General features: G+C 47.5%; 16 protein-coding genes. 11 read left to right on the top strand and 5 right to left on the bottom strand.

Features of this window, described 5'->3' with window-relative positions; genetic code table 11:
• Positions 1-15: 15 nt before the first annotated feature.
• On the bottom strand, positions 16-2,631 hold the full coding sequence (locus WCN91_RS03560) for a DNA translocase FtsK (protein WP_342676335.1): 2,616 nt from the start codon (positions 2,629-2,631) through the stop codon (positions 16-18).
• Positions 2,632-2,754: 123 nt separating this feature from the next.
• Positions 2,755-3,237 carry a leucine-responsive transcriptional regulator Lrp gene (gene lrp, locus WCN91_RS03555; RefSeq protein ID WP_105254140.1) on the bottom strand — a complete coding sequence of 161 codons (483 nt, stop codon included), beginning with the start codon at positions 3,235-3,237 and terminating at the stop codon, positions 2,755-2,757.
• 142 nt (positions 3,238-3,379) lie between these two features.
• On the opposite strand from lrp, the gene ald reads away from it, so the two are divergent.
• Positions 3,380-4,501: an alanine dehydrogenase gene (ald, locus tag WCN91_RS03550; RefSeq protein WP_342676331.1), complete on the top strand. Its 1,122-nt coding sequence runs from the start codon at positions 3,380-3,382 to the stop codon at positions 4,499-4,501.
• A 70-nt stretch (positions 4,502-4,571) separates the two neighbouring features.
• On the opposite strand, the gene pssA is transcribed toward ald, so the two are convergent.
• A complete protein-coding gene (gene pssA / locus WCN91_RS03545; protein ID WP_342676398.1) occupies positions 4,572-5,897 on the bottom strand; it encodes a CDP-diacylglycerol--serine O-phosphatidyltransferase in 1,326 nt (441 codons plus the stop codon).
• Between the two features lie 257 nt (positions 5,898-6,154).
• On the opposite strand from pssA, the gene trxB reads away from it, so the two are divergent.
• The 4 genes from trxB to infA all read left to right on the top strand — a co-directional run bounded on the left by trxB (position 6,155) and on the right by infA (position 8,877).
• On the top strand, positions 6,155-7,108 hold the full coding sequence (gene trxB, locus WCN91_RS03540) for a thioredoxin-disulfide reductase (RefSeq protein ID WP_342676396.1): 954 nt from the start codon (positions 6,155-6,157) through the stop codon (positions 7,106-7,108).
• Positions 7,109-7,147: 39 nt separating this feature from the next.
• The gene (gene aat / locus WCN91_RS03535) at positions 7,148-7,879 is read left to right on the top strand and encodes a leucyl/phenylalanyl-tRNA--protein transferase (protein WP_342676329.1); all 732 of its coding nucleotides are present in this window, start codon (positions 7,148-7,150) and stop codon (positions 7,877-7,879) included.
• Positions 7,857-8,567, top strand: coding sequence for an arginyltransferase (locus WCN91_RS03530; RefSeq protein WP_342676327.1), 711 nt, complete (start codon positions 7,857-7,859; stop codon positions 8,565-8,567). Before aat ends, WCN91_RS03530 begins: the two co-directional genes overlap by 23 nt.
• Positions 8,568-8,658: 91 nt before the next feature.
• Complete coding sequence (gene infA / locus WCN91_RS03525) at positions 8,659-8,877, top strand: translation initiation factor IF-1 (RefSeq protein WP_023401681.1); 219 nt, start codon at positions 8,659-8,661, stop codon at positions 8,875-8,877.
• An 82-nt stretch (positions 8,878-8,959) separates the two neighbouring features.
• On the opposite strand, the gene clpA is transcribed toward infA, so the two are convergent.
• Positions 8,960-11,233, bottom strand: coding sequence for an ATP-dependent Clp protease ATP-binding subunit ClpA (gene clpA, locus WCN91_RS03520; RefSeq protein WP_342676325.1), 2,274 nt, complete (start codon positions 11,231-11,233; stop codon positions 8,960-8,962).
• Between the two features lie 27 nt (positions 11,234-11,260).
• Complete coding sequence (clpS, locus tag WCN91_RS03515; protein WP_342676323.1) at positions 11,261-11,578, bottom strand: ATP-dependent Clp protease adapter ClpS; 318 nt, start codon at positions 11,576-11,578, stop codon at positions 11,261-11,263.
• A gap of 200 nt (positions 11,579-11,778) precedes the next feature.
• On the opposite strand from clpS, the gene cspD reads away from it, so the two are divergent.
• The 6 genes from cspD (at position 11,779) to hflD (ending at position 17,464) form a co-directional block, all read left to right on the top strand.
• Complete coding sequence (gene cspD, locus WCN91_RS03510) at positions 11,779-12,000, top strand: cold shock domain-containing protein CspD (RefSeq protein WP_105198938.1); 222 nt, start codon at positions 11,779-11,781, stop codon at positions 11,998-12,000.
• A gap of 304 nt (positions 12,001-12,304) precedes the next feature.
• On the top strand, positions 12,305-14,527 hold the full coding sequence (locus tag WCN91_RS03505; protein WP_342676320.1) for an NADP-dependent isocitrate dehydrogenase: 2,223 nt from the start codon (positions 12,305-12,307) through the stop codon (positions 14,525-14,527).
• Between the two features lie 56 nt (positions 14,528-14,583).
• Positions 14,584-15,237: a pseudouridine synthase gene (locus WCN91_RS03500; protein WP_342676318.1), complete on the top strand. Its 654-nt coding sequence runs from the start codon at positions 14,584-14,586 to the stop codon at positions 15,235-15,237.
• Positions 15,230-15,673, top strand: a complete 444-nt coding sequence (locus tag WCN91_RS03495; protein WP_342676316.1) for an NUDIX hydrolase — start codon at positions 15,230-15,232, stop codon at positions 15,671-15,673. Before WCN91_RS03500 ends, WCN91_RS03495 begins: the two co-directional genes overlap by 8 nt.
• A gap of 86 nt (positions 15,674-15,759) precedes the next feature.
• Positions 15,760-16,860 carry a tRNA 2-thiouridine(34) synthase MnmA gene (gene mnmA, locus WCN91_RS03490; RefSeq protein ID WP_342676314.1) on the top strand — a complete coding sequence of 367 codons (1,101 nt, stop codon included), beginning with the start codon at positions 15,760-15,762 and terminating at the stop codon, positions 16,858-16,860.
• A 1-nt stretch (position 16,861) separates the two neighbouring features.
• Positions 16,862-17,464 carry a high frequency lysogenization protein HflD gene (hflD, locus tag WCN91_RS03485; protein ID WP_342676312.1) on the top strand — a complete coding sequence of 201 codons (603 nt, stop codon included), beginning with the start codon at positions 16,862-16,864 and terminating at the stop codon, positions 17,462-17,464.
• Positions 17,465-17,523 lie beyond the last annotated feature (59 nt).

Genomic DNA, 17,523 nt, shown 5'->3' with positions numbered 1-17,523 from the left:
CTCCAATACAGGCAATTAATTGGCGTTGTTTTTCACCAATACTTCCCGGGAGCCATTGTGCCCCGGCGGGCTAACCAGCCCGGAAATTTCCATTTGTTCGACCAGGCGAGCGGCACGGTTATAGCCAACGCGCAGTTTGCGCTGTACGCTGGAAACCGATACACGACCACTTTCAATCACAAAAGCCACGGCTTCATCATAAAGCGGGTCGGCTTCGCCATCTTCATCTTCTGGTGTTTCACCTGGCAGTAAGACGTCTTCCACCGCATCGCCATTGAGGATTTCATCCACATAATTTGGCTTGCCGCGGGCCTTCCAATCATTGACCACCGCATGTACCTCGTGATCATCCACAAATGCGCCATGCACACGTACCGGCACGCTGGTACCCGGTGGCAAATACAACATATCACCCATACCCAACAGCTGCTCGGCGCCCTGCTGATCTAAGATGGTGCGCGAGTCGATTTTCGATGACACCTGGAATGCCATACGAGTCGGGATATTGGCCTTAATCAGACCTGTGATCACATCCACAGACGGTCGCTGCGTGGCCAAAACCAAGTGAATACCAGCGGCACGGGCCTTTTGCGCGATACGGGCAATCAGCTCTTCAACCTTTTTACCCACTATCATCATCATGTCGGCAAATTCGTCGATCACCACCACTATGTTTGGCAACTTATCCAACTCTTGTGGGCCATCGGCCATACCATCGGTATCTTTAAACAGCGGGTCTAAAATGGGTTGTCCCGCCGCTTTTGCATCCAATACCTTCTGGTTATAACCTTTAAGGTTACGCACACCAAGCGCCGACATTAGTTTATAGCGGCGCTCCATCTCACCTACACACCAACGCAGGGCGTTGGCCGCTTCCTTCATATCTGTGACTACTTCACATAAAAGATGCGGGATCCCTTCGTACACCGAAAGCTCAAGCATTTTCGGGTCAATCATGATCAAACGCACATCTTCCGGCGGCGACTTGTACAGCAAGCTTAAGATCATCACATTAACGCCCACTGACTTACCAGAGCCCGTAGTACCAGCAACAAGCAAGTGTGGCATTTTTGCCAGGTCAGCCACCACAGGCTGACCGGCGATGTCTTTACCCAGCACCATGGTCAATGGCGATTTATTCTGTTCAAATTTAGGCGCGTTAATCACTTCCGACAGGCGCACCACTTCACGGTGCTTATTTGGTAGCTCCAGGCCAACATAGGTTTTACCCGGAATAACCTCAACCACACGCACGCTGACGGCAGACAGCGAGCGCGCCAAGTCTTTAGCAAGGCCGGAAATTTTCGCTACTTTTACGCCCGGTGCTAAGTCCAGCTCAAAACGGGTTACCACAGGACCCGGGTACACGCCTACAACCGCGGCTTGAACGCCAAAGTCCTGTAATTTGGCCTCAACTAAGCGCGATACGGCTTCGAGTTCTTCTTCGGAGATGGGATTCTTTTGTTTGTCTGGGCGATCTAGCAGGTCTAACGAAGGTAAAGGTGCCATGGGCGGCTGCTCGGCCATAAGCTGGTCAAACTTTTCTTTTGCCGATAGTGGCTGGTTATTTAAGGGCGTGTGCGCCGCTTGGCCATTAACCGCAGGCTTCGGCATTGTCTTAGGCTCAGATTTAGCTAATGGCTGTTCACGGTCTAATTCGTTTAGCGCGTCAACGGTATCAAAGCCTTCATCATCGGTGGCACTAAAGGCCATTTCATCGGCGAAGATATCATCAAGCTGATCCAATGCCGCATGCTGTTGTTTAACTGGAGCTGCAGTGTTTGGAGCTAGAGAGTCCGGTTCGATTTTAAACTCACCATCAAAAGCCGGTTCTTCTTTTGCTTTTGATTTAGGCTCAGAAGCAAATATGGCCGCGGCTTTGTCCATTAAAGACGGCGCTTTTTGTTTAGCCTCGGCTTTATCTTGTGTCTGCTTGCTTATTTCCTTGTCATCAGGCGTATCATGAAGCATTTTAACCTCGGCAGCATTGCCTTCAAGGGCTGGTTGCAGCTCGGCCTGCTCATATTCATCACGCCACTGACCGCGTTTACGCTGTAACCAGTTCCACAGCCATAGCCCGGCTTTCATAACATAGGCGCCCAAGGTATCGACAAACTGCACCCAGGAAATACCGGTTAACAGGGTTAAGCCGGCAAAAAAGAAACACAACAAAAGAATTGAAGTGCCGGTAAAGCTAAAGGCGGGCATCATGGCGCCGGCTATTACATCCCCTACTACCCCACCGGAAGAAAAGTAAAAAATATCGTCGAAATTAACCGAGCTAATGGCACAAGAACTCAATACAAACAGCACCAAACCGATAAGGCGCAAGGCCAAGGTGATATAGTCAAGGCTCAGTACCTGGTGAGGGCGCTTAAAGGCAAAATAGCCAAATAACTGGATGCCGGCGGGCACTAAAAACGCCAACCAGCCAAAGCTAAAGAGCAGAATATCGGCTAACCAGGCCCCTGCAGTACCTGTGATATTTTTAACATCGATAAATTCGCCGGTTTGCGACCAGGATGGGTCGGCAGGATCGAAACTGATAAGTGCGCATAATATGAAAATGGCAAAGGCGGTGCTTATAATTAAGCCCGTCTCAAGTAGTCTTTGTACACCATTTAGGCGCATATTCCTTTATCCTTATTATTTATCTAGATATTTCGGCGCAATACGCCTACCTTACCAATTCTAATCTCAAGATGCACTGGGTTTATAATCAGTAATTGTAATTGCAACCTAGGCTTTACGCCCTTATTGGGGCACCTGGGGACGAATGATCAAGGCCTCTTCCCCTTTGACTTCTTCCATTACTACATAGGTGCGGCTTTCACTGATGTTTGGCAGCTTTAATAAGATGTCACCAAGTACCTGACGGTATTCCGACATATCCGTTACCCGAGTCTTTAACAGAAAATCAAAATTACCGGACACCAGATGACACTCAACAATTTCATCGTGCTTTTTCACCGCCTGATTAAACTCGTCAAATACATCCGGTGAAGTCTTGGTAATAGTAACCTCAACATACACCAAAAGGCCCTGCCCTAATTTGGCAGGATCAACAACGGCTTTATAGCCACGAATATAGCCCTCACGTTCGAGTTTTTTAACCCGCTCCAAACAAGGGGTGGCGCTCAGGCCAATACGCTTAGCTAGTTCAACGTTAGAAATACGCCCATCACGCTGTAATTCGACTAAAATTTTACGGTCGATTCTATCAAGTTGTTGATGCATGGCTGATAATAGTTAATTGCACTGAATTTAGAATTAATAAAGTTTAATACACTAGCTATGAATTGCAAAATAGTGAGACACACTAATTATCCATATGTACAATAGTGAAAAATTTTTTCCGTTCAAAAAGGTATAGTTATTTATGATTATCGGTGTACCAAAAGAGATTAAAAACCACGAATACCGTGTGGGCATGATCCCAGCAAGCGCACGCGAGCTGATCGCTCACGGTCACGAAGTGATCGTTGAAACCAACGCGGGCTTAGGTATTGGCTTTACCGACGAAGACTATATTGAAGTTGGCGCTAAAATCTTGCCAACTGCAGCTGAGGTTTTTGCTCAAGCTGAAATGATCATCAAAGTAAAAGAGCCGCTTGCCGTTGAGCGTGCGATGCTACGTGAAGATCAAATTCTATTCACTTACCTGCACCTAGCCCCAGATCTTCCACAAACTGAAGACCTAGTGAAAAGTGGCGCTATCTGTATCGCTTACGAAACAGTAACCGATGCTAAAGGCGGTCTACCTCTTCTTGCTCCTATGTCAGAAGTTGCTGGTCGTATGTCAATCCAAGCCGGTGCTCAGGCGCTAGAAAAGTCTAAGCAAGGTCTTGGTATGCTACTAGGTGGCGTTCCTGGTGTTGAGCCAGCGAAGGTTGTTGTTATCGGTGGTGGTATGGTTGGTCGTAACGCGGCGCAAATGGCTGTAGGCCTAGGTGCTGATGTAACCATTCTTGATCGTAACATTGACGTACTACGTAGCCTTAACGCTCAGTTTGGCTCACTGGCTAAAGTTGTTTACTCAACTGCTGATGCCCTTGAGAAGCACGTTGTTGATGCTGACCTTGTTATCGGTGGCGTACTTATCCCAGGTGCTGCTGCGCCTAAACTAGTTACTGCCGAGCACATCAAAGCGATGAAGCCAGGTGCTGCTATCGTTGACGTAGCAATCGACCAAGGTGGTTGTATCGCGACTTCTAAGGCAACTACGCACGATGAGCCTACTTTCATCGTTGATGACGTTGTGCACTACTGTGTTGCTAACATGCCAGGCGCGGTACCACGTACTTCTACGTTCGCGCTTAACAATGCAACCCTGCCTTACATCATCAAGCTAGCGAACAAGGGCTACAAGCAAGCGCTACTTGAAGACGAGCACTTCCTAAAAGGCCTTAACGTGATCAAGGGTAAGGTAACTTACAAAGAAGTAGCAGAAGCGTTCAACATGGAATATGTTGACCCACGCACTGCTGTTGAAACACTATAATTTCTAATTAGTGTTCACAAAAAACCCGCTAGTTAGCGGGTTTTTTATTTTCTGCTGGTTTGAAACCAAGCTAGATAAAGCGCTTGATAATAAAGTCGACCTTTACGCGCTTGGCCTGCCCTAATATTTTTTGTACCGGCTCAGGATAATCGTTCAACTGTTCAAGTTCGGTGTAACTTTGCAGCCTGGTACAATGAGCCATAATAGCCGCTTTTTCCTGCGCCACCGCATCCACAAGCTGCCCTTTTTTGTCATCGATAAAAATACCATTTTCCACATCCAAACCCCAGGCTCTGGGATTGAGGTTATGGCCGCTTAACAGATGGTAGCGGTTATCCGAGCAAATGCCCTTAAGATGAAACGAGTTCATCTCGTGCTGCCATAAATACACATTGAGGTTACCGGCATCCACATAACGCTGCTGAGCTTTCAAAAACTTGGCTAGGATGGTTTCGTACAAATACGGTAATGCCCCCACCTTGGAAAACTTTTCCTCTGGCGGAATATAAAAATCATTGGCGGTTTTATCCCCTACCACTATGGTGACTTGCTTACCCTGGCGCAATAATCGACGCAAGGCGCGTAGCAAGGGCGTGGGGAAATTAAAATAAGGGGTGTAAAGCACCAATTCCTTTTCGGTAATATCAAACAATTGCTTAATCAAACGATTGAGCTTGTTATTTCTGCGCCCAAGGCCAATAAAGGGGCGTATCGTTAAATCGCTCTCGTCGTTATTTTTGGCCAAGGTATAACTGGCTTTTTTTAGTGCTTTAACCAACTTGCGGTGTTCACCCTTAATATCGATAAATTTAGGGATGGGTCTGGTGTCGAGACGTGGCACCGCATCACTTGCTAATAATACCTTATCGCTAAATTCCACAAAGGCGTCGCATAGCTGCGCTTGGCGTATCAAAAAATAACGGTCGAGACGGTATTTATCAAAATACTGCAGGTACACATTATTAAGACTGGCGCCGCTATAGAGTAAGGTGTCGTCGATAACAAAGCCTTTTAGGTGCAACACGCCAAAAAGCTCTTTGGCCTTCACGGGCACACCATAGACCTGCACATTGGATTGATGTTGCTCAAGGGCGCTCAGATACAAGGCCGCATTGCCTTCACTGGCCTTAGCGCCAATCAAACCGCGTTGGGCACGATGGTAATCGACAAATACCTTTACATCTAATTCTGGGTTGTTTTGCGAGGCTTTGTGAAGAGCTTCGAGAATTTCCCGCCCCGCTTCATCGTCCTGTAAATACAAGGCGGTGATATAGATGCGCTGTTTCGCACCGGCGATCAACTCAAGTAGCTTGCTTCGATAGCTTTTTGCATCAAGTAGTATGTCTATATCTTGTTGTTCGAGGCCATAGCCTGCTTGATGTTGCCAAAAATACATAAGGCCCTTATTTTTCTGCTTCGTCATCAGCTTGGCGCTGTCTGCGAGTTTTTATTTGCCTAGAACATAGCAAAAAAAATATCTAAGGTCATGAAATAACGCTTAGGCTGTCGCTATTTGCTGTTTAATCACACAGTACAGTTATTTTGACACCCTAGGTATTTATGCAAATGGAAAATTCGTAATTTTGTTTACATATGGATTGTTTTTCTTAGAATCACCCGCATAACCTAATTCTATAAATTCATTTGAGACGTATTATGAGCGCTAAACACTGCAAACTACTTATCCTTGGCTCTGGCCCTGCTGGTTACACAGCCGCCGTTTATGCTGCCCGTGCTAACTTAAACCCGGTATTGGTTACCGGTATTCAACAAGGCGGTCAGTTGACCACCACTACCGAAGTTGAAAACTGGCCTGGCGACGCCCACGGTTTGACAGGCCCGGCATTGATGGAGCGTATGAAAGAGCACGCCGAGCGCTTTGAAACTGAAATCGTCTTTGACCATATCAACGAAGTAAACCTCAATGTGCGCCCGTTTGAGCTAAAAGGCGACAGCGGCACTTATACCGCCGATGCTTTGATCATCGCCACTGGTGCATCAGCTAAGTACCTGGGTCTTGAGTCAGAAACTGCATTCCAGGGCCGTGGTGTATCTGCCTGTGCAACCTGTGATGGTTTCTTCTATAAGAATCAAAAAGTGGCCGTTGTTGGTGGTGGTAATACCGCCGTTGAAGAAGCCCTTTATCTTTCTAATATCGCTTCTGAAGTCCATGTTATCCACCGTCGTGACAGCTTCCGCAGTGAGAAAATCCTTGCTGACCGTCTGTTAGAAAAAGCAGAAAACGGCAACGTAACCATTCACTGGAACCGCACCCTAGACGAAGTGCTGGGTGACGACATGGGTGTAACTGGTCTGCGCATGAAAGACAGCCAGTCTGACGCTACCGAAGAACTTGATTTAGCTGGTGTATTTATTGCTATCGGCCACAAGCCAAATACCGATATGTTCCAAGGCCAACTGGAAATGAAAGACGGCTACCTGGTTGTTGAGTCTGGTCTTAACGGTAATGCTACACAAACCAGCATCGAAGGCGTATTCGCCGCTGGCGATGTGTCTGATCATATCTACCGTCAGGCCATTACCTCGGCCGGTACAGGTTGTATGGCAGCGCTGGATGCCGAGCGTTACTTAGATAACCTTAAGTAATATAAATGGGGCTTAGGCATTTCTAAGCCCCGCTTTTTTATGACTCAATATTTACATTACCTTGGCAGCCTTGATGAAGGTTTCCCCGACCCCAACACAGCGCTAACCCAACCCGATGGCCTACTTGCCATAGGTGGATGTTTATCCCTGCTGCGCCTGCAGCAAGCCTATCAGCATGGCATTTTTCCCTGGTATAGCGAAGGCGAACCATTAATGTGGTGGTCTCCAAGTGAGCGCGCCATAATCGAGCTCGATGAGTTTCATATCAGCCGCAGCCTGAAAAAGGCAGCACGCCGTCTTAATACCCGCGTCACCATCAATACGTGTTTTGCCGATGTGATACATGCCTGCAAGATGCAGCGTCAGGACGTTGAAGGCACCTGGATCACAGATGCCATGGAACAAGCCTATATCCATGCCCATGCAAACGGCTTAGCGCACAGTGTGGAAGTATGGCAAGACGACACTCTTGTCGGCGGCTTGTACGGCATTATGCAATCTCGGGTGTTCTGTGGTGAGTCGATGTTTTTTCATGTGTCAGAGTGCTCGAAGCTCGCCATGTGGGCGTTGGTTGAATTACTCAAAGCCAATAATGGTGCCTTTATTGACTGTCAGTTGATGAATCCCTACCTAGAGCAACTGGGGGCAAAGGCCCTGTCACGCCAGCAATTTTTGACTAAACTAAAGGAAAGTAACCATCAGTCGGTAGACTTGTCATTTTGGCAAGCTCGGCAGTTAGAGACTCCCTATGACGCAACACCTTCCGATTAAAATCGGCCTTAGTCAGCGTTTCCCCTGCAGTTACTTGGCCGCTCAGGAAGAGCAATTACTGGTTATTCTAGACCCGGTTTGTTACAGTCCAAATGGATTCGAAGCCTTGTTAAAACAAGGATTTAGACGCAGTGGTGAGCAGATTTACCGGCCCCATTGTCCAAGCTGCAATGCCTGTCAGGCAGTGCGGGTATTAGCGCCCCATTATACTCCCAGCCGCTCGCAAAAACGCTTAATAGCCAAGGCCAAAGAGTTTCAGGTACGTATCAGTAAGCGCGAACAAGCCGAATATTATCCCTTGTACGAACGTTATATTAATGTTCGCCATAGCGATGGCACCATGTTTCCGCCGCAGCGCTCACAATTTGACAGTTTTTTATTTTGTCACTGGATGGATATCAACTTTATCGAGCTGTGGGACAGAGACAAGCTGATAGCCGTGGCCGTCACCGATGTGATGGCCAACTCCCTATCCGCCATTTATACCTTTTTCGACCCGGATTATGAACATTTGAGTCTGGGCAGTTTAATGATCATCAAGCAGATCCAATTGGCAGCTCACTGGGGGAAAGCTTACCTGTATCTTGGCTATCAAATAGACGAATGTCGTAAGATGCGATACAAGCTGCAGTACTTGCCCGCACAACAACTGCGCAATAATCTTTGGGAAGACGTAATTTGCCTGTAAAATCGACAAATTCAGTGCCTTGGCTTTACTTATTCGTTGCTTTTCGGCACAATCCCATGCGTTTAACTATCACAGAGGTGTTACGCTAGATATGGCGAAAGAAGACGTAATTGAAATGCAAGGTACGGTACTAGAAACCTTGCCTAATACAATGTTCCGTGTAGAGCTTGAGAATGGTCACGTGGTTGTGGCTCACATTTCCGGTAAAATGCGTAAAAACTACATTCGTATTTTAACTGGCGACAAAGTAACAGTGGAACTTACGCCTTACGATCTATCAAAAGGCCGTATCGTTTTCCGTGCTCGTTAATACGCCTGCACGCTAAGCCGATTTAGCAAAAAGCCCAGCAAGAGCTGGGCTTTTTGTTATCTGCCATTTGCCTAACATGTCATTAGGCTGGGCTTAATTGCGACGCATAGCTAAATGACAAGCAGTCGTTATCTGTATCCACATCAACTTGAACGTCGCCTCCGTCGGTAAGGCTGCCGAACAGGATTTCATTGGCCAATGGCTTTTTCAATTGCTCCTGTATTACCCGAGCCATAGGACGTGCGCCCATTGCCTTGTCATAGCCCTTCTGAGCCAGCCAACGACGAGCAGCATCGCTAAGCTCCAGATTAACGGATTTCTTATCAAGCTGGGCTTGCAGCTCCACCAGGAACTTATCCACCACAAGCAGGATGATCTCGCTATCGAGGTGATTAAACCAGATGATGTTTTCGAGACGGTTTCTAAACTCAGGTGAAAACACCTTGTTTATCTCGCTCATGGCATCAAAAGAGCTGTCCTGATCGGCAAAACCTATGCTGTTTTTCACCGTCTCCTGCACCCCGGCATTGGTGGTCAATACCAAAACCACGTTACGGAAGTCGGCCTTACGACCATTATTATCCGTCAATGTGCCATGATCCATTACCTGCAACAGTATGTTATAGATGTCGCTGTGAGCCTTTTCGATTTCATCGAGTAGCACCACGGCGTGAGGGTGTTTTATTACCGCATCGGTCAGCAAACCGCCCTGCTCGTAACCCACATAACCAGGAGGCGCACCAATCAAACGGCTGATCGCATGGCGCTCCATGTATTCGGACATATCGAAGCGTAAAAACTCAATGCCCATACATTTGGCCAGCTGCTTGGTAACTTCGGTTTTACCCACACCGGTCGGACCGGCAAATAGGAAAGAACCCACCGGCTTATCTTCATTGGCCAACCCTGAGCGAGATAAGCGGATGGCCGAGGATAAGGCGTCAATGGATTGATCCTGACCAAACACCAGCATCTTGAGATTGCGGTCCAGGTTTTTCAATACTTCCTTATCGGACGAAGACACGCTTTGCTGTGGAATACGGGCAATCTTGGCAATGATCTGCTCAATATCCGCCACATTAATGGTTTTCTTGCGCTTAGACACGGGCTGCAAACGCTGATTGGCACCAGCTTCATCGATAACGTCTATGGCCTTATCCGGCAAATGACGTTCATTGATGTATTTGGCGCTCAGTTCGGCCGCCGCACGCAGTGCTTTTTGCGTATAACGAATACCATGGTGCTCTTCGTAACGCTCTTTTAAGCCATTAAGAATTTTCGTGGTGTCATCGATACTTGGTTCATTGATGTCGATTTTTTGAAAGCGACGAACCAAGGCACGGTCTTTTTCGAAAATATTCTTAAATTCGTTATAGGTGGTCGAACCCATGCAGCGTATCTGGCCGCTCGATAACAGGGGTTTGATCAGGTTCGATGCATCCATAACCCCGCCGGATGCCGCTCCGGCACCGATAATGGTATGAATTTCATCAATAAAGAGAATGGCTCCGGGTTGTTGCTGCAACTGTTTAAGCAGGCTTTTTAAGCGCTTTTCAAAGTCGCCGCGGTATTTAGTACCGGCAAGCAAGGCACCCATATCCAGCGAGTAGACCACGCCATCGGCGATCACTTCTGGTACTTCATTATTGACGATACGATAGGCCAGGCCCTCGGCAATAGCGGTTTTACCCACCCCGGCTTCCCCCACCAGTAAGGGGTTATTCTTTTTACGGCGACACAATACCTGCACCGTGCGCTCCACTTCCTGATCACGACCAATCAGCGGGTCGACCGAGCCTTTTTGTGCTTCCACATTAAGGTTAGTGGTGTATTTATCGAGAATATTTTGCTCTTCGCTGGCCTCACCCACCAATTCTTCGGAAATTTCCTCGTGATCGTCAATATGTTCGCTTTCATCATCGGCACGAGAAATACCATGAGAGATGAAGTTGACAATATCAAGACGATTAACATCATGTTTTTTGAGCAAATAAACGGCCTGGCTTTCTTGCTCTGAGAAAATAGCGACAAGCACGTTAACGCCGGTGACTTCATTTTTACCGGACGACTGCACATGAAATACGGCGCGCTGCAGTACACGTTGAAAACCTAAGGTAGGCTGTGTTTCACGCTCTTGTTCAAGATCTGAGATAACAGGAGTGGTTTCATCAATAAACTCAGATAATTCACTGCGTAACAGGGCCAAATCCAAACCACAGGCAATTAAAGCCTCGTTGGCCGATGGGTTATCCAATAGCGCCAGCAATAAATGCTCGACCGTCATAAATTCATGACGACGAGTGCGGGCTTCTTTAAACGCATCATTTAAAGTAATTTCTAGATCTTTATTTAGCATTGGCAACCCCCAAAACTGAAAAACTCGTTATTCCTGCTCACAACTACAAAGCAGTGGATGCTCATGCTCTCTGGCATAGCGATTAACCTGCTCGGTTTTGGTGTAGGCAATATCTGCAGGATAGATACCGCATACCGCTTTACCCTCATGGTGAACTTTGAGCATAACGTCTGTTGCTCTTTCGCTATCCATATTAAAAAAAGTCATTAAAACTTCGATAACAAAATCCATTGGTGTGTAGTCATCGTTATTAAGTATCACCTTGTATTTACGTGGCGGCTGCAACTTTTGCTTCTGCTCGTCACGACTACGTTCTACAACACCAGAATCTTTCATTCCACTCATAAATAAATATAGTCTTCTCTGTAGATCTCAAGCAAACACGAAATCAAAAATAAATAAACTGTTAAAAAAATGCACAAAATACTTGACTGAATGGACAAATAAACTACAGTCAAATTTGGGCTGTCTATCTATTAGCCAGTCTATCAAACTATCAGGTTTAGATTAACTAAATTAGTCAACTTATAGAAGGATGTAGAAGTATGGCTTGTGGAAAAGTCAAGTGGTTCAACAATGCCAAAGGGTTCGGTTTTATCCAAGAAGTAGGCAGTGAGGAAGACATCTTTGCGCACTACTCAACCATTAATATGGATGGATACAAAACACTAAAAGCTGGCCAAGACGTTACCTTCGAACTGCAACAAGGCCCCAAGGGTCTACACGCCACAAACATTCTACCTACTGATGGCTCCGAGGTCATTTAATCGGTAAATGCTAAGCGTTTTGCACTAACAGCCATGCTGTTCGGTCACGTCTAAGAGCGAGCTTATGCAGTAATTAGCTCGCTTTGATCTTCCCTATACCCACCGATTTTACTCGTCGCAACGTAAAGTTTTCCTTTATTCTGTAAACAATACTTGAATTTTTAACATACGCCCTAACCTAAAGGTGAATGGAGCTTTTCTCTTTTGCTTGTTAAACTGCACCGCAGTGACAGCAGATGTCGGTCTTTTTAGGTGGATTTTTTTGCCTAGGCCGATAATACACAACGATAAATTAGGACACAAAATGACCTCGAAAATCATTTACACCAAGACTGATGAGGCGCCAGCTCTGGCTACCTATTCTTTGCTTCCTGTAATCGAAGCAGTTTCAAAAGTTGCTGGTATCGATGTAGAAACTCGCGATATCTCACTTGCAGGCCGTATCATTGCCGTATTCCCTGAGTTCTTAAATGAAGACCAGCGTATCGGTGATGCCCTTGCCGAGCTAGGTGAATTGGCTAAAACACCAGAAGCAAACATCATCAAGCTGCCTAATATCAGTGCATCAGTACCTCAGCTTAAAGCGGCGATTAAAGAATTGCAGGCCCAGGGTTATGCCCTTCCTAACTACCCAGATGAGCCTAAAAACGAGCAAGAAGAAGATATCAAAGCCCGTTACGACAAGGTTAAAGGCAGCGCCGTAAACCCGGTACTACGTGAAGGTAACTCAGACCGTCGCGCCCCAGCGTCGGTAAAAGCCTATGCCCGTAAAAACCCTCATTCAATGGGTGAGTGGAGCAAGGACTCGCAATCTAGCGTTGTATCAATGACAGACGGCGACTTCTTCGGCTCAGAAAAGTCTGTAACCGTAGAAAAAGCGACCAGCGTACGCATCGAGCATGTAGCTGAGAACGGTGATATCACGGTATTGAAGCCGGAAGTAAAACTATTAGACGGCGAGATCATCGACGGCTCTTGCATGAGCGTATCTAAGCTACAGGCCTTTATCGCCGAGCAAATCGATGCAGCTAAAGCACAAGGCGTGTTGTTCTCATTGCATATGAAAGCAACCATGATGAAGGTGTCAGACCCAATCATCTTCGGTCACGCGGTAAAAGTATTCTACAAAGACGTATTCGCTAAGCACGGCGCCCTTTTCGAAGAGCTAGGTGTAGACGTAAATAACGGTATCGGCGATGTATACGCTCGTATTGAAGGTCTGGACGAAGCCAAGCGCAAAGAAATCGAAACCGACATCATGGCGGTATACGAGCAGCGCCCAGCCGTTGCTATGGTTGACTCAGACCGCGGCATCACTAACTTGCACGTACCAAGCGATGTGATCATCGATGCGTCAATGCCAGCGGCGATTCGTTCTTCTGGTCAAATGTGGAACGCTGACGGTCAGCTACAAGACACTGCTTTCGTTATTCCAGACCGTAGCTACTCTGGCGTATACGCTGCGACTGTTGACTTCTGTAAAGAGCACGGCGCATTCAACCCAAGCACCATGGGCAGCGTACCAAACGTTGGTCTTATGGCACAAAAAGCCGAAGAGTACGGTTCACACGATAAGACGTTTGAAATCAAGAGCGCGGGTAAAGTACGCGTTGTTGATGTAAATGACACTGTGCTTATCGAGCATGATGTTGAAGCCGGTGATATCTGGCGTATGTGTCAGGTGAAAGATGCACCTATCCAAGACTGGGTTAAACTGGCCGTTAACCGTGCCCGCGCGACGAATACTCCAGCGGTATTTTGGTTGAACGAAGAGCGTGCACACGATGCCGAGCTTATCAAAAAGGTTAACGCCTACTTGCCACAGCACGATACCAGTGGCTTGGAAATCCTTATCCTAGACCCAATTGCGGCAACCAAGTTCTCACTTGAGCGCATCAAAGAAGGTAAAGACACTATTTCAGTAACAGGTAACGTACTACGTGACTACCTAACTGACTTGTTCCCAATTCTTGAGCTGGGCACCAGTGCGAAAATGCTGTCAATCGTTCCTCTTATGAACGGTGGTGGCCTATTCGAAACTGGCGCTGGCGGAAGTGCACCTAAGCACGTACAGCAGTTCCAAAAAGAAAACCACTTACGTTGGGATTCTCTAGGTGAATTCCTTGCCCTTGCCGCATCTTACGAGCACCTAAGTGCCCGAACTAACAACGCCAAAGCGCAGGTACTAGCTGATACTTTGGATCAAGCAACGGCTAAGTTCCTTGACGAGAACAAGTCACCGTCACGTAAAGTGGGTGAAATTGATAACCGTGGCAGCCACTTCTACCTGACTCTGTTCTGGGCTGAAGCACTTGCTGCACAAGACGCTGATGCGGATCTAAAAGCACGTTTCACTGAGGTAGCAGCGCTACTTCGCGAAAATGAGCAAACAATCATCAAGGAACTAAACGACGCACAAGGTTCAAGCATGGATATCGGCGGTTACTACCAGCCAAATGAAGAGCTTGCGTTCAAAGCTATGCGTCCAAGCAATACTTTCAATACGATTCTTGCTAAACTAGCTTAATCGTATCGAATGCAATATCAAGGCATCCAATCGGGTGCCTTTTTTATTTTTACTCCATGACAAAAAAGCCCAATAACAAGCGCCCACGCCCCTTTTCAGGTAAACCCGCGGATAAAACCCGATTTAAGCGCAAACCCGCTAAGCCCAGCCTGCCGCCAGAGCAAGTTAAAGTGGTGTTATTCAATAAACCCTATGATGTGCTGTGCCAGTTTACCGATGATGCCAACCGTCGTACCTTGGCCGATTACATTGACATCAAGCAGGTTTATGCCGCAGGTCGGCTTGACCGCGACTCCGAGGGTCTGTTGCTTTTGACCAATTGCGGCAAGTTGCAGCACCAGCTCGCCAACCCCAAAAAAAACACATATAAAACCTACTGGGTTCAGGTAGAAGGCGCTGTCACCGATGCCGCCTTGCATGCTTTACAACTAGGTGTCGAGCTCAATGACGGCATGACCCTGCCCGCCAAGGTCAAGGTCATCGACGAGCCACAAGGACTTTGGCCGCGTACGCCGCCAATACGCGAGCGTAAAAATATCCCCACAACCTGGCTTGAAATACAAATTCGCGAAGGCCGTAATCGCCAGGTGCGACGCATGACCGCCCATGTCGGCTATCCGACCCTGCGTCTCATTCGTGCCGCCATAGGTAGCTATCGCTTGGGCGATTTACAAAGCGGCCAGTACCGCTTGGAGAAAAAGCATGTATAGACCTAATGTTACCGTCGCCATGGTGTTAAAAAGTGGCGATCGTTATTTGATGGTGCAAGAACGGGACAAACTAAGCGGCGAAGTGGTGTTTAATCAACCGGCCGGGCATTTGGAAGAAAATGAATCTCTCCTTCAAGCCTGTACCCGCGAGCTTTATGAGGAAACCGGGATCACCGCTGCGCCCTTAGGTCTGGTGGGTATTTACAGTTTGCAGGCAAAAAATGGTGTTCATTATCTGCGCTTTTGCTTTTATGGTGAGCTGGAGCAGTGTCTTGAACCCAAGCCGCAAGACGCGGATATCATGACTTGTCACTGGTTAACACATGAAGAAATCCAATCTCTGGCGCTTCGCTCCGAGCTGGTCCGCCAATGCATTGATGATTCCCAGTCACGGCCCTTGATCCCCCTGAGCCATTTAAGCTATCAAGTGGGTTAACAAGCCCACCTTGCCACTTCAAGCCCTTGGGTAAGCGTGATATAATTCGCGCCTTTAAAGCCAAGTGATGTGAAAATTCAGTTCCTATGAGCGATAACAGCCAAATTAAAGTAATCATCGGCATGTCCGGTGGTGTTGACTCATCCGTATCCGCTTACCTGTTAAAAGAGCAAGGCTATCAAGTCGAAGGCCTGTTTATGAAAAACTGGGAAGAAGATGACAACGACGAATATTGTGCCGCTGCAGAAGATCTGAAAGACGCACAAATGGTCTGTGAAAAGTTAGGAATCGAATTACACACGGTCAACTTTGCCGCCGAATACTGGGATAACGTGTTTGAATACTTCCTTGCCGAATACAAGGCGGGACGTACCCCCAACCCAGATATTATGTGTAACAAGGAAATCAAATTTAAAGCCTTTTTAGAGTTTGCCGCCGAAGCCTTAGGCGCCGACTATATCGCCACCGGCCACTATGTACGCCGAGAAGAGCGCGATGGTAAGTTCGCCATGCTGCGCGGTGAGGACGACAACAAGGATCAAAGTTACTTCCTGTACACCCTAAGTCATGAGCATATTGCCCAAACCCTGTTCCCCGTTGGCGATATACCTAAACCGCAAGTGCGTGAAATCGCCGAGCAACAAGGTTTAGTGACCCACGATAAAAAAGACAGCACTGGCATCTGTTTTATCGGCGAGCGTAAGTTTAAAGACTTTTTACAACGTTACCTGCCAGCCCAACCCGGTGTAATCGAAGATACAGACGGCAACGAAGTGGGTGAGCACGAAGGTTTGATGTATCACACCCTGGGTCAGCGTAAGGGCCTGCATATCGGCGGTCTAAAAGAAGGCTCAGGTGAGCCTTGGTATGTGGTCGACAAAGACATAGAGCGCAATGTGCTGGTTGTCGGTCAGGGTAAAGACCACCCTCGCCTGTACAGCAATGGCCTTAATGCCGACCAGCTGCATTGGGTTGACCGCGTGGGGCCTCAAGGCACGGCGCGTGTGACAGTGAAAACCCGTTATCGTCAACACGATATCCCTTGTACCTTATTAGTTGGCCAAGACGGCGTTGCCCGCGTGCTCTTTGATGAACCGCAAAAGGCGGTAACTCCGGGTCAATCTGCGGTATTTTACGACGGCGATGTCTGCCTTGGTGGCGGTATTATCGACTCGGTGATCCGCTAATATGAACGCCAATCAAGTGATGGCCCTGGCGGCCATGTGCCAAGTAGCCCTGCAGGTGCAAAAGCTGGCCAAATATGGTCAGTCACAACAGAATGAAATTGAGCCGCTGCTCAATTCACTGCTGGCCACAGATGCGGATAATGCCGAGCAAATTTACGGCGGCAGTCGCAATCTCCATTCGGGCTACCGTGCCCTGGTATCTCAGTTAAGCCCGGGCAGTGATAAAAACGTCGAGCTGGTCAAATACGTCGGCGGTCTAATTCAGCTTGAGCGCATCCTTAGCGGCAAGCCGCAAGCCCTGAGTGAGCTTGGCCGCGATATAGACCTGGTAAAAAATAAATTAAACCACTTAGACCTGCTTGATGAGTCTATTATTGCCGCCTTTGCCGATACCTATGCCCGCGTGATCAGCCCACTTGGGCAGCGCATTCAGGTATTCGGTCAACCAGCGCTATTAAAACAAAGCAGCATTCAAAACCGTATTCGCGCCCTGCTCTTAGCGGGCATTCGCGCCGCGGTGCTATGGCGTCAGGTCGGTGGTAAACGCCGCCACTTTATATTTGCCAAACGCAAAATATTGGCCTTAGCTAAAGAACACATTTAAACCCCGGCTTGTGGGCTAATGGCTTGCAAGCAAATAAAAGATAATCGTTCAACGTAACT

This window comes from Pseudoalteromonas qingdaonensis (assembly GCF_038739665.1).
In the GTDB taxonomy this organism is placed as follows: Bacteria; Pseudomonadota; Gammaproteobacteria; order Enterobacterales; family Alteromonadaceae; genus Pseudoalteromonas; species Pseudoalteromonas qingdaonensis.
The sequence above is the reverse complement of the archived record's forward strand: the minus strand, read 5'-3'. Positions and strand labels throughout refer to the sequence as shown.

What these genes read in the sequence shown, in the direction of transcription:
- WCN91_RS03560 (WP_342676335.1), bottom strand. Translation starts at nt 2,631, where the DNA reads ATGCGCCTAAATGGTGTACAAAGACTACTTGAGACGGGCTTAATTATA.
- lrp (WP_105254140.1), bottom strand. Translation starts at nt 3,237, where the DNA reads ATGCATCAACAACTTGATAGAATCGACCGTAAAATTTTAGTCGAATTA.
- ald (WP_342676331.1), top strand. Translation starts at nt 3,380, where the DNA reads ATGATTATCGGTGTACCAAAAGAGATTAAAAACCACGAATACCGTGTG.
- pssA (WP_342676398.1), bottom strand. Translation starts at nt 5,897, where the DNA reads ATGTATTTTTGGCAACATCAAGCAGGCTATGGCCTCGAACAACAAGAT.
- aat (WP_342676329.1), top strand. Translation starts at nt 7,148, where the DNA reads ATGACTCAATATTTACATTACCTTGGCAGCCTTGATGAAGGTTTCCCC.
- WCN91_RS03530 (WP_342676327.1), top strand. Translation starts at nt 7,857, where the DNA reads ATGACGCAACACCTTCCGATTAAAATCGGCCTTAGTCAGCGTTTCCCC.
- infA (WP_023401681.1), top strand. Translation starts at nt 8,659, where the DNA reads ATGGCGAAAGAAGACGTAATTGAAATGCAAGGTACGGTACTAGAAACC.
- clpA (WP_342676325.1), bottom strand. Translation starts at nt 11,233, where the DNA reads ATGCTAAATAAAGATCTAGAAATTACTTTAAATGATGCGTTTAAAGAA.
- clpS (WP_342676323.1), bottom strand. Translation starts at nt 11,578, where the DNA reads ATGAGTGGAATGAAAGATTCTGGTGTTGTAGAACGTAGTCGTGACGAG.
- cspD (WP_105198938.1), top strand. Translation starts at nt 11,779, where the DNA reads ATGGCTTGTGGAAAAGTCAAGTGGTTCAACAATGCCAAAGGGTTCGGT.
- WCN91_RS03505 (WP_342676320.1), top strand. Translation starts at nt 12,305, where the DNA reads ATGACCTCGAAAATCATTTACACCAAGACTGATGAGGCGCCAGCTCTG.
- WCN91_RS03500 (WP_342676318.1), top strand. Translation starts at nt 14,584, where the DNA reads ATGACAAAAAAGCCCAATAACAAGCGCCCACGCCCCTTTTCAGGTAAA.
- WCN91_RS03495 (WP_342676316.1), top strand. Translation starts at nt 15,230, where the DNA reads ATGTATAGACCTAATGTTACCGTCGCCATGGTGTTAAAAAGTGGCGAT.
- mnmA (WP_342676314.1), top strand. Translation starts at nt 15,760, where the DNA reads ATGAGCGATAACAGCCAAATTAAAGTAATCATCGGCATGTCCGGTGGT.
- hflD (WP_342676312.1), top strand. Translation starts at nt 16,862, where the DNA reads ATGAACGCCAATCAAGTGATGGCCCTGGCGGCCATGTGCCAAGTAGCC.